Source organism: Microbacterium mcarthurae (assembly GCF_046064585.1).
Lineage (GTDB): Bacteria > Actinomycetota > Actinomycetes > Actinomycetales > Microbacteriaceae > Microbacterium > Microbacterium mcarthurae.
The window spans coordinates 233,384-245,421 of record NZ_JAROCE010000001.1 but is presented as its reverse complement, the minus strand read 5'-3'; the positions used below and the strand labels follow the sequence as shown (position 1 = coordinate 245,421).

Genomic DNA, 12,038 nt, shown 5'->3' with positions numbered 1-12,038 from the left:
CGGATCTCGATCGCCCCTCCCTTCCGGGCGCAGCATCGTCTACAGTCCGCCACGGAACGACGAAGCCCGCCTCCGCGAAACGGCGGGGACGGGCTTCGTCGTGGAGGATCAGGCGATCAGACCCCGAAGTACAGCTCGTACTCGAAGGGGTGCGGGCGCTGAGCGATCGGCTGGATCTCGTTCTCGATCTTGTACTCGATCCAGGTGTCGATGAGCTCCTGCGTGAACACGCCACCGGCGAGGAGGAACTCGTGGTCGGCGCGCAGGGCCTCGAGCGAGTCGAGCAGCGAGTTCGGAACCTGCGGGATGTTCTTCGCCTCTTCGGCCGGGAGCTCGTAGAGGTCCTTGTCGACGGGCTCGTGCGGCTCGATGCGGTTCTTGATGCCGTCGATACCGGCCATCAGCTGCGCCGCGAAGGCCAGGTACGGGTTGCCCGAGGCATCCGGAGCACGGAACTCGATGCGCTTCGCCTTGGGGTTCGTGCCCGTGATCGGGATACGGATGGCCGCCGAGCGGTTACCGGCCGAGTACACCAGGTTGACCGGAGCCTCGAAGCCCTTCACCAGGCGGTGGTAGCTGTTGAGGGTCGGGTTGGTGAAGGCGAGCACGGCGGGGGCGTGAGCCAGGATGCCGCCGATGTACCAACGCGCGATGTCGGACAGACCGCCGTAGCCGGTCTCGTCGTAGAACAGCGGCTTGCCGTCGTTCCACAGCGACTGGTGCGTGTGCATGCCCGAACCGTTGTCGCCGAAGAGCGGCTTCGGCATGAAGGTGGCGACCTTGCCCCACTCGTTGGCGGTGTTCTTGACGATGTACTTGAACTTCAGGATGTCGTCGGCCGCGTGCACCATCGTGTCGAAGCGGTAGTTGATCTCGGCCTGGCCACCGGTGCCCACCTCGTGGTGTGCACGCTCGAGGATGAGACCGGCCTCGATGAGCTTGAGGCTGATGTCGTCGCGCAGGTCGGCCTGCTTGTCGACCGGGGAGACGGGGAAGTAGCCGCCCTTGTAGGGGGTCTTGTTGGCGAGGTTCCCGCCCTCTTCCTCACGACCGGTGTTCCACGCGCCTTCTTCGGAGTCCACCGAGTAGAAGCTGGAGTTCTGCTTCACCTCGTAGCGGACGTCGTCGAAGATGTAGAACTCGGCCTCGGGAGCGAAGTACGCCGTGTCGGCAATACCCGTGGAGGCGAGGTACTTCTCGGCCTTCTTGGCGACCTGACGCGGGTCCTTCGAGTAGATCTCGCCGTTGCGCGGGTTGTAGATGTCGAAGACCATGATGAGGGTCTTCGCCTCGCGGAACGGGTCGAGGTACGCCGTCGTCACGTCGGGGATGAGCTGCATGTCCGACTCGTGGATGTTCGCGAACCCGCGGATCGACGAGCCATCGAACAGCTGTCCGACGGTGAAGAACTCCTCGTCGACGGTCGAGGCGGGGATGTTGAAGTGCTGCTGCACACCAGGAAGGTCCGTGAAACGGATGTCGAGGAACTTGACGTCCTCGTCCTGGATGAACTTCAGCACCTCGGACGAATCTTTGAACATGAAGACTCCAGAGGTAGAACATTCGGGATCGACCGGCCTCGGCCAGCCTCCTCGACCCTATACAGAACCGGTGTCTCGGCGATATCTCGCGTGTTTCGGGCATGTTACGCAGCCCCGATTACGCTGGAGGAGTGACCGTCCCCGCCGATAACGAGTACCCGGGCCAGCGGCTCGGCCTTCCCCGCGAGGGGCGGGGCTCCATCGCCCGCCCAGGCCGACGCATCGCGGCGCTCCTGGTGGACGTCGCGTCCGCCGGGCTCATTGGGTATGCCTTCTTCTCCACCCCCGACCCGGTGACCGGTGTTCCGTTCGCGAACCCGATCGCGACGAACCTCATCTTCTTCCTGGTCCAGATCGTTTTCATCCCGCTCATCGGCGGGAGCCCCGGGCATCGACTCCTGGGCATGCGTCTGGAGCTGGCATCCGGGGGATGGGTGGGGATCTGGCGCCCGATCGTGCGCACGCTGCTGCTCGGGCTCATCATTCCCGCCGTGGTGTGGGATGCCGACCAGCGGGGGCTCCACGACAAAGTGGTCGGCACGGTGTTGGTTCGACGCTGAGAAGCGAAACGGCCCCGCCGGAGCGGGGCCGTTCTTGCGGAATCAGCGGGGGCGCGGAGCGCGCATCTTCGTCGGGTCCACGCCCTTCGGGATGGGAAGCGACGACAAGCCCTGCGACACGGACGAAACGCGCTTGATCACCGCAGCCTGGGTCGTGCGGTCGACCTTCTTCGGCAGCGACTTGATGGTGGAAGCCAGATCCTTGATCTGGACCTCGTCGTCGCCGTGGCCCACGTACAGAACCGTCACCGGGACGCCCGCGGCGACGCGCTGCACACGCGCGCGCTCTTCATTGACGAGTCGGGACAACCGCGTGCGCGACCCCTCGCCGATGAGGACGACACCGCCACGGCCGATGGCGCGGTAGACGGCCTCCTGCGTGCGAGGGTTGACGCCGATCGGAGTCTCCGACGCCTGCCAGTTGCGGCCGAGCGACGATGTCAGCACGTGACCGGTAGCGCCGGGCATACCGTCGATCTTGCGGTACATGGCCCGGGTCGACAGGCGCGTCATGACGATCATCGCGACCAGGATGCCGGCCAGGAGACCCGTGACACCCCACAGGATGACGCTCCACACGGCAACCGGCGGGATGAGGAATCCGATCAGGACGCCGAGACCGATACCCGCGAGGACGATGCCGGCCAACACGAAGGGGAGCCAGCGGTACTCCTTCTGCGTGAAGGTGTACAGGGTGCGAAGCTGGGAGAAGAATCCCGGACGCTTCTCGGGGGTGGAGGTGCGAGCGGCCATGGTAAAGATTCTATCTTCGCGTCCGGCACGCCTCCTCCCCACCCGGGCGAATCACGTTCCCCTCCCGAATTCCGGCGGAGGAACCGATGACGGCGTTGTCGATTCGAAACCATCGACTCATGCGCACTCGCCCCATCGACACCACGGTCGGCACCGTCGTCGGATACCTGGACAGGCGCCGACGTAGCGCCCTCGTCCTCACGGCGGGAGAGGCCGCGACGCTGGCGATCGGGGTGCTGCGCGGGTGCGGCGCCGCGCCGTCGCGCGCCGCTCGGGCACAGTGGCACCTCACGGCGGAGGGCCGACCGGTCCTCGTCGACGATCCCGACGGCGATGACCTCCTTTCGGCGACGGTCGCCGTGTTGGATCAGCTGGCCCGCCTCGTCCACGCGGATGTCCAGCCCGGCTTCATCCGCCTGCGTGACGGGGTTCTCACCGCTCCGCCGCGGACGTGGGACGCGTTGGAGGCGCGGCTCCTGGCCGTGGTGGAGCCTCAGCCCGTCGTGCTGGGCCCGCTCACGCCTGTCCGAACCGACGCACCGCAGGCACCGGGCCAACGGCCCACCGATGCTGACGCCACGACTCTGCTCGACGGCGTGCGCGCGGCGATGGGCCAGAGGCGGATGCAGCGCATCGCTGTGGTCTGCGGAACAGTCGCCACCGCCGTCGCGGTGGTGGGGTTCACAGTCACGACGCCGCAGAGCGACTCGGCGAGCAGCACATCGGCGACATCGCCCGCCCCGACGGCGGTGCAGTCTTCGCCACCGGCATCGGATGCGACTCCGTCTCTCAGTCCGAGCCCGGCGCCCGGCGCGGAGTCGCCGGCTCCGCCGTCGCCCTCGAGCGAACCCGACGTGCGCGTAGCAGCGTCGACCGTCCTGCAGTCGCTCGCCGACTGCACGGACGAGGCGTGCGCCTCCTCTTTCCGAGAGCACCCTTCGAACGCGATAGAGCCCGCACCGCTCGATCCCCGCGAGTCGGAGCTCGATGTCATCGACGACTTCGGAGGGCTCGCCGTGGTTCGCCTCACCCGTTCTGATCGTCGGCAATACGTCACCCTGATCAGGGAGAAAGACCGATGGCTGGTCCGCTCCGTCGAAGACGTCGCGGACCAGCCATCATGAGCCGGAATCGACGGCGATCAGATGCCGAGGTCTCCCTCGAACTGCGCCGCCTCGAGGCGGGCCTTGACCGCGCCGAGGAACCGCGCAGCATCCGCGCCGTCGATGATGCGGTGGTCGTACGAGAGCGCCAGGTAGACGTAGGAGCGGACCGAGATCGCATCCTTGCCATCGACCGAGACCACGCCGGGCTTCTTCACGACCGCGCCGAGGCCGAGGATGGCCGACTGCGGCAGGAACACGATGGGCGTGTCGAACAGCGCGCCGCGCGAACCCGTGTTGGTCAGCGTGAACGTCCCGCCCGCGAGCTCGTCGGGCTTGAGCTTGTTGTCACGCGTACGCGCGGCGAGGTCGGCGATCTCGCGGGCAAGCTGGGCGATGTTCTTATCGCCGGCGTCCTTCACGACGGGCGTCAGCAGACCGCGTTCGGTGTCGACGGCGATCGCGACGTTCTCTTGCGCCGGGTAGATGATCTCGTCGCCCTCGACCGTCGAGTTGATGATCGGGTACGTCTTGAGCGCCTCGACGGCCGCGAGAGCGAAGAAGGGCAGGAACGACAGCTTGTCGCCCGTCTTCTGCTGGAATTCGCCCTTCACACGATCGCGGAGGGCGGCGACCTTGGTCACATCGACCTCGACGACCGTCGTCAGCTGCGCCGTGCCCTGCATCGAAGCGACGGCCCGCTCGGCGATGACCTTGCGCAGGCGCGACATCTTCTGCGTGGTACCGCGCAGCGGCGACACCTCGACCGGAGCAGCGGGGGCCGCCGCCTCAGACGGGGCGGACGCGGCGGCAGGAGCGGCCTTCGCGGCTTCCGCGGCCTTGAGCACGTCCTCCTTGCGGATCCGGCCTCCGACGCCGCTGCCCTTGACCGTCGACAGGTCGACGCCCTGCTGCTGCGCCAGGCGGCGCACGAGCGGCGTGACGTAGGTGACCTCTTCGCCGCCGGCGGCCGGAGCAGCGGGCTTCGCTTCTGCAGCGACCGGCTTCTGCTCGGCGCGAGCGGGCTGCTCGGCCGGCTTCTCCGCGGCGGGAGCCGACTGCTCGGCCGACTGCTCTGCGGCGGCGGGCTCCTGCGGCACCTCGTTCGGCTGAGGCTGCTGGATCGGCTTGTCCTCGATCGCGGGAGCGGGCTGCGCTTCGGCGGGTGCCGAAGCGCCGCTACCGATGCGAGCGAGGGCAGAGCCCACCGCGACCGTCTCATCCTCCTGAACGAGGATCTCCTGGAGGGTTCCTGCCACGGGCGAGGGGATCTCGGTGTCGACCTTGTCGGTCGAGATCTCGAGCAGGGGCTCGTCGACCGCGACATCGTCGCCCACGGCCTTGAGCCAGCGGGTGACCGTACCCTCGGTGACGCTCTCTCCCAGCTCGGGCAGCGTGACCTCGGTGGAGTCGTCAGAGGCGCCGGAAGCCGGAGCTGCCTGCGCGGCAGGGGCGTCGTCGGCGGGGGCTTCTTCGGCCGGAGCCGCCTCAGCGGGGGCGTCCTCCGTCGGCGCCGGAGCGGCCTCGGCGGGAGCTGCTTCGGGCGCGTCGTCCGAGGACGGGGCTCCGGAGCCGTCGCCGATCTTGGCCAGGATGGCGCCGACCTCGACGGTCTCGTCCTCCTGAACGAGGATCTCTTCGATCACGCCCGAGACGGGCGAGGGGATCTCGGTGTCGACCTTGTCGGTCGAGATCTCCAGCAGACCTTCGTCCTCCTGGACAGTGTCACCAACCTGCTTGAGCCAGCGGGTGACCGTTCCCTCGGTCACGCTCTCGCCGAGAGCGGGGAGGACGACGGAAGTGCTCATGGATATGTCTCCTTCGTACCGGATGCGGTGTCTAGCTTAGTGACGGCTGGGGGATCAGAGTGCGTGCAGGGGCTTGCCGGCGAGTGCCAAGAACGCCTCGCCCAGCGCTTCGCTCTGAGTGGGGTGGGCATGAACGAACGGCGCGATGTCCTCGGGGTGCGCTTCCCACCCGACGGCGAGCTGCGCTTCGGTGATCAATTCGCCCACCCGGTCGCCCACGAGATGCGCGCCGACGACAGGACCGTCGACGCGGCGGACGATCTTGACGATGCCCGAGGTCCCGATGATCTCACTGCGGCCGTTGCCGGCCAAGTTGTACTCGTATGCGAGGACGGCGTCAGCGCCGTAGCGGTCCTTCGCCTGCAGCTCGGTCAGCCCGACCGAGGCGACCTCGGGGTGGGAGTAGGCCACGCGCGGAACATCGATGTCGGGGACGAGAACCGGAGCGAGACCCGCGATCTGTTCCGCCACGAAGATCCCCTGCTGGAAGCCGCGGTGAGCGAGCTGCAACCCGGCGACGATGTCGCCGACAGCCCAGACGTGGGCGGCCGTCGTGCGGAGTCGATCATCGGTGTGGACGAACCCGCGCTCGAGGCGGACGCCGGACTCCTCGAACCCCATGGCCGCAGTGGCGGGCCCGCGTCCCACCGCGACGAGCACGAAGTCCGCGTCGAGAACCGTGCCGTCGTCGAGGGTGACGGAGACGGCGTCATCCGTCTGAGCGAGCGTCTGGAACCGTCGTCCGAGGTGGAACCCGATACCGCGCTTGCGGAAGGCCCGTTCGAGCGCCTTGCTCGACGAGACGTCCTCCGCGGGCAGGAGGTGCGGAAGCGCCTCGACGATCGTCACCTCGACGCCGAACGATCGCCACACGCTCGCGAATTCGACGCCGATCACGCCGCCGCCGAGAACGACGACCCGCTCGGGAATGACATCGAGTTCCAGCGCGTGCTCGCTGGTGAGCACGCGTCCCCCCGTCTCCAGACCGGGGAGCGTTCGGCTGTACGAACCGGTCGCGAGAATGACGTCGTCCCCGCGGTAGAGGTCTTCTCCGACACGGACGGCCGGGCCCGGCTCGAGCACGCCCGTGCCCGAGACCACCCGGATGCCCCGCGCCGAGATGAGGCCCTCAAGGCCCTTGAACTTCTTCGCGACGATGCCCTCGCGATAGGCCCGGACCTTCAGCGGATCGATGCCGTCGAGCGAGGCCCGCACACCGATGTCCGCCGCTCCGCGCGCGGCGTCGGCGACCTCGGCCGCGTGCAGCAACGCCTTCGTCGGGATGCATCCGCGGTGCAAGCAGGTGCCGCCGAGTTTGTCCTTCTCGATGAGCACGACGTCTTTTCCGAGTTCGGCCAATCGCAAGGCAGCCGCGTACCCGCCGCTGCCTCCGCCGAGGACGACGACGTCGGCGCGGTGGTCGGTCACCGCGTGCTCCCCGCCGAGATCAACTCCACGAGCGAACGCACGGTCGCGCCGGTCACACCCTTGTCGGTGAATCCAAACGGAGCACCCTTGTTCATGCCGACACCGGCGATGTCGAGGTGCACCCACGGGATCCGTGGCGCGTCCGCTTCGTCGGACACGCGTCCGACGAAGTGCTGGAGGAAGAGCCCCGCGAAGAGGGAACCGCCCGCGGGGTCGCCGATCTTCGCGTTCTGGAGATCCGCGATCGGGGAGTCCAGCTCGTCGACCATGTGCGCGGGCAGGGGCAGCTGCCACGCCAGTTCAGCCACGCGTCCCGCGGCGGACAGATACTCGGCGACCGCTTCGTCTGCGCCCATCACTCCCGTGTGGCGGTTGCCGAGGGCTACGGTGATCGCCCCCGTGAGCGTGGCGACATCGACGATGAGATCGGGGTTCTCGCGGCTCGCCGCCACGAGCCCGTCGGCCAGCACCAGACGACCTTCCGCGTCGGTGTTCAGCACCTCGACGGTCGTCCCGTCCAGCATGCGCAGCACGTCGCCCGGGCGGGTCGCACGACCCGACGGCATGTTGTCGGCGATGCACAGCCACGCACTGACACGGACCGGCAGCGCCATCTCCGCCGCAGCGCGCAGGACCGCGAGCACCGTTGCCGCCCCGCACATGTCGTACTTCATGCCGACCATGGATGCCGCGGGCTTCAGCGACAGCCCACCGGTGTCGAACGTGATGCCCTTACCGACCAGCGCGACGTGGCGTTCGGCGTCGGCGGGGGAGTACTCCAGGTGGACGAGGCGCGGCGGACGGTCGGATCCCTGGCCGACACCCAGAATGCCGCCATAGCCGCCTGCGGTGAGCGCCTCTTCGTCGAGCACCGTCACCTTTACGGGAAGGTCGGCGACAGCCTCGATCGCCGCGTCGGCGAAATCGGCCGGTCCCAACCACTCGGCCGGTGTCGTCACGAGGTCCTTCACCAGCGCGACAGCCCCGGCGACGGCCGCAACGGCGGTGCTCTCGGCTTCGCTGGGCGCCTCGGAGGCGTAGACCGTCACGCGGGAGGCCCGTGCCTTGGGCGCCTCGCTCTTGTAGCCGGCGAAGCGATAGCCGCCGAGAGCAGCACCCTCCGCGAGCGGCGCCCACGGCGCGTCCACCAGCGACTGAACCGCCACGTGCTCAAACCCGGTCAGTTGCCGCAGGCCCGTACCGACCGCGTCGCGGAGAGCAGCGGCATCCGGAGACGAACCGGCGCCCGCCACCGCCACAGGCCGTGAGACACCGGGGACGTGCACACGCTGGAACGAACCGGCGGCTCCGGTGAATCCGACGGAGGCGAGCGCGGCGTTCAGGCCGTCCCATCCCTGCGGGTCGGATGTCGTCGCGTCGGACTTCGCGACCACGAGGAGGATCGCGTCGGCATCGGAGTCGAGGACGGGGACATCGGTGTGCGTCACGGAGGGGAAAGGCATAGCGTCCATCCTAGGTTCGCGGATGTTCGCTAGAAGCGGGACGCACCGCCGCCGCCGAGTCCGACCCGGCTCGTAGAGTGGAGTCATGCCCTACCCCGCACCGCTGTACGACCGCGCTCCTGCCGCGCCGCCGGTGCCGTCCGGGTTGCCGCTCGTGATCGCGCTGACCGGTTTCACCGACGCGGGCGGCGCCATCACCCGCCTGGTCGAGTACTTCCGCGATGACCTCGAGCCCCATCCCGTCGTCGTCTTCGACAACGACGTCCTTCTGGACTACCGTGCCCGTCGTCCGCTCATCACGTTCGTCGAGGACCACCTGACGGACTACCGGCCTCCGCGGCTCGAGCTGTCCCTGGCGCACGACTCCCTCGGACACCCGTTCCTGCTGCTGACGGGCTACGAGCCCGACTTCCTCTGGGAGGCCTTCGCCGAAAGCGTGCTCGAGCTCAGCGCCGGACTGCAGGTGTCGTCCGTCACGTGGGTGCACGCGATCCCTATGCCCGTCCCGCACACGCGGCCCATCGGCACCACGGTCAGCGGCACCCGCCCCGACCTGGCCGAGGCCCACTCGGTCTGGCGCCCGCACACGCACGTGCCCTCGACGGTCGGGCACCTGCTCGAGTACCGCTTCGCCGAGGCGGGCGCCAAGGTCGCCGGTTTCGCGTTGCTCGTTCCGCACTATCTCGGCGACACCGAATATCCAGCCGCCGCGCTGGCCGCGCTCGACAGCCTCACGGTCGCCACCGGCCTGGTCTTCTCGGGAGAGGTCCTCCGCGAAGAGAACCGCGAGTTCATCGCCAAGGTCACCGAGCAGGTCGAAGGCAGCGACGAACTGACCCGCATGCTGCAGGGCCTCGAGGAGCGCTACGACGCCTACATGGCCGGATCGACTCAGGCGACACCGATCATCCATACGGGCGATCTGCCCAGCGCGGATGAATTGGCAGCAGAACTCGAACGGTTCCTCGCGACGCGCCCGGGCGACGACGACCGTCGCGGAAGGCTCGGCTGACGCAGAACGGGCACGTCTACGCCGGCGGTCGAGGCGCTGATGGCGCCATGACAGCGGGCGAAGTGGACAAGTCCTCGCCGGGAGGAATACCCACCCGCCCGCGACCGTTGCATACGCATAGATACCCGGTGCACGTCAAGTCCTGCGCCGGGGATGTGAGACAATGAAGAACCTGACCCGTTGTCGGCCGAACCTGGAGCCCGCTCCACAGGATCGGACTTGACAAGGGTCTTACTAGTGTCCGAGAACGACCGGCGGCCGTGCAACGTACGTTCCCGGTGAAAGGCGAAACGTGGCAGGCACGAACACCAAGACCCGCTCCCGCAGTGAGAAGGACACCGACCTCGACACCGCGGAGGAGACCACGACCGCGTCGAAGAAGACCGCGGCCAAGAAAGCCCCCGCCAAGGGCAAGGCGTCGCCCGCGAAGTCCAAGGCGAAGGCCAAGGGCGACGACGACCTCGACGAGGACGACATCGAAGAAGACCTCGACGAAGACATCGAGGTCGCCGACGACACCGACGACGACGCCGATACGGACGAGGCGGCCAAGCCCGCCGCCAAGAAGTCGGATGACGACAGCGACGACGACGACGAGGAAACCCCGGCCGCGCCCGTCGAGGCGCTGCCCACGGGTGCGATCGTCATCTCGTCCAGCGACGAGGACGACGTCCCCGTCTACTCGACGCAGATCACCGGCGCGACCGCCGACCCGGTCAAGGACTACCTCAAGCAGATCGGTAAAGTCCCGCTGCTGAACGCCGCCGAAGAGGTCGAGCTCGCGATGCGTATCGAGGCCGGTCTGTTCGCAGAAGAGAAGCTGTCGAACATGTCCGCGGCCGAGAAGACGAGCCAGCTCGGTCTCGACCTGCAGTGGGTCGCCCGCGACGGTCAGCGCGCGAAGAGCCACCTCCTGGGCGCGAACCTGCGTCTCGTGGTCTCGCTCGCCAAGCGTTACACCGGCCGCGGCATGCAGTTCCTCGACCTCATCCAGGAGGGGAACCTGGGTCTCATCCGTGCCGTCGAGAAGTTCGACTACACCAAGGGCTTCAAGTTCTCGACGTATGCCACCTGGTGGATCCGTCAGGCCATCACGCGCGCCATGGCCGACCAGGCGCGCACCATCCGCATCCCGGTGCACATGGTCGAGGTCATCAACAAGCTCGCCCGCGTTCAGCGGCAGATGCTGCAGGATCTGGGTCGCGAACCCACCCCGGAAGAGCTCAGCCGCGAGCTCGACATGACCCCCGAAAAGGTCATCGAGGTGCAGAAGTACGGTCGCGAGCCCATCTCGCTGCATACCCCCCTGGGCGAGGACGGCGACAGCGAGTTCGGCGATCTCATCGAAGACACCGAGGCGGTCGTGCCGGCCGACGCGGTGGGCTTCACCATGCTGCAGCGTCAGCTCGAGTCGCTGCTGGATTCGCTCAGCGAGCGCGAGGCGGGTGTCATCCGCATGCGCTTCGGCCTCGGAGACGGCCAGCCCAAGACGCTCGACCAGATCGGCGACACCTTCGGCGTCACGCGCGAGCGCATCCGCCAGATCGAGTCGAAGACGATGGCCAAGCTTCGGCATCCCAGCCGCTCGCAGTCGCTCCGGGACTACCTCGAATGAGCGGGCAGGCCAACGCCGGGAAGGCGCTCACCGTCACCGTCGAGGGCAGCACGTACGCGCGCATCCCGATCCGCACGCGGGTCGTCATGCCGGGCGACGACCTCGACGCGTTCATCCTCGAATACGCGAAGGATGCCGTTCAGCCGGGCGACCTGCTGTTCGTCACCGAGAAGATCGTGGCGATCACGCAAGGGCGTTCGTTCAAGCTCGACTCGATCAAGCCCCGCAAGCTGGCGCTCTTCCTGTCGAAGTACGTCACGCGGACCCCGTACGGCATCGGCCTCGGCATGCCCGAGACCATGGAGATGGCCCTCCGTGAGTGCGGAACTCCGCGCATCCTGTTCGCCGCTGCCGTGTCGGCCGTGACCAAGGCGTTCGGGCGCAAGGGCGACTTCTACCGCATCGCGGGAGACAAAGCCCGCGCGATCGACGGCCCTACCAAGGGCACGATCCCGCCGTACAACCAGGCCGTGGTGCTCGGGCCGGAGCGCCCTCGCGAGGTCGCGGCGCGCCTGAAGGCGCTTCTCGGGATCGACCTCGAAGTCGCCGTCGTCGACATCAACGACCTGGGCGGCAACATCCTCGGGTCCACGATGGACAAGGCCGGCGAGAAGCGTCTCGTCACGATCCTCAAAGACAACCCGCTCGGCCAGGGACACGAGTCGACGCCGCTCGGCATCGTCCGCCCCGCCTGACACCGAACGCAAGAAGGCCCGCCCCGATCGCGGGGCGGGCCTTCTCGGCATCGGGGTCGG

Annotated in this window: 10 protein-coding genes; 5 read left to right on the top strand and 5 right to left on the bottom strand. The window is 67.9% G+C overall.

Annotation, left to right across the window (positions count from 1 at the left end):
- Positions 1-116 precede the first annotated feature (116 nt).
- On the bottom strand, positions 117-1,541 hold the full coding sequence (glnA, locus tag P5G46_RS01180; protein ID WP_239275289.1) for a type I glutamate--ammonia ligase: 1,425 nt from the start codon (positions 1,539-1,541) through the stop codon (positions 117-119).
- Between the two features lie 101 nt (positions 1,542-1,642).
- Between glnA and P5G46_RS01175 the strand changes: the two genes are divergently transcribed.
- Complete coding sequence (locus P5G46_RS01175) at positions 1,643-2,101, top strand: RDD family protein (protein WP_408904790.1); 459 nt, start codon at positions 1,643-1,645, stop codon at positions 2,099-2,101.
- Between the two features lie 42 nt (positions 2,102-2,143).
- On the opposite strand, the gene P5G46_RS01170 is transcribed toward P5G46_RS01175, so the two are convergent.
- Positions 2,144-2,854 carry a DUF4191 domain-containing protein gene (locus tag P5G46_RS01170; RefSeq protein WP_408904789.1) on the bottom strand — a complete coding sequence of 237 codons (711 nt, stop codon included), beginning with the start codon at positions 2,852-2,854 and terminating at the stop codon, positions 2,144-2,146.
- 119 nt (positions 2,855-2,973) lie between these two features.
- On the opposite strand from P5G46_RS01170, the gene P5G46_RS01165 reads away from it, so the two are divergent.
- On the top strand, positions 2,974-3,978 hold the full coding sequence (locus P5G46_RS01165; protein ID WP_408904788.1) for a hypothetical protein: 1,005 nt from the start codon (positions 2,974-2,976) through the stop codon (positions 3,976-3,978).
- Positions 3,979-3,995: 17 nt separating this feature from the next.
- Here the strand turns inward: P5G46_RS01165 and sucB are convergent, their stop codons facing one another.
- From sucB to P5G46_RS01150, 3 genes are read right to left on the bottom strand one after another with little or no spacing between them, the layout of a single operon-like run.
- A complete protein-coding gene (gene sucB / locus P5G46_RS01160) occupies positions 3,996-5,765 on the bottom strand; it encodes a 2-oxoglutarate dehydrogenase, E2 component, dihydrolipoamide succinyltransferase (RefSeq protein WP_408904787.1) in 1,770 nt (589 codons plus the stop codon).
- A 54-nt stretch (positions 5,766-5,819) separates the two neighbouring features.
- On the bottom strand, positions 5,820-7,193 hold the full coding sequence (gene lpdA / locus P5G46_RS01155) for a dihydrolipoyl dehydrogenase (RefSeq protein ID WP_408904786.1): 1,374 nt from the start codon (positions 7,191-7,193) through the stop codon (positions 5,820-5,822).
- A complete protein-coding gene (locus P5G46_RS01150; protein ID WP_408904785.1) occupies positions 7,190-8,656 on the bottom strand; it encodes a leucyl aminopeptidase in 1,467 nt (488 codons plus the stop codon). Before P5G46_RS01150 ends, lpdA begins: the two co-directional genes overlap by 4 nt.
- Before the next feature lie 85 nt (positions 8,657-8,741).
- On the opposite strand from P5G46_RS01150, the gene P5G46_RS01145 reads away from it, so the two are divergent.
- From P5G46_RS01145 to P5G46_RS01135, 3 genes are all read left to right on the top strand, one after another.
- Complete coding sequence (locus tag P5G46_RS01145) at positions 8,742-9,668, top strand: proteasome assembly chaperone family protein (protein WP_375095602.1); 927 nt, start codon at positions 8,742-8,744, stop codon at positions 9,666-9,668.
- Positions 9,669-9,960: 292 nt separating this feature from the next.
- Positions 9,961-11,283, top strand: a complete 1,323-nt coding sequence (locus P5G46_RS01140) for an RNA polymerase sigma factor (protein ID WP_408904784.1) — start codon at positions 9,961-9,963, stop codon at positions 11,281-11,283.
- Positions 11,280-11,978 (top strand): coenzyme F420-0:L-glutamate ligase, encoded by a 699-nt coding sequence (locus P5G46_RS01135; RefSeq protein WP_239275272.1) that lies wholly within the window; start codon positions 11,280-11,282, stop codon positions 11,976-11,978. Before P5G46_RS01140 ends, P5G46_RS01135 begins: the two co-directional genes overlap by 4 nt.
- Positions 11,979-12,038 lie beyond the last annotated feature (60 nt).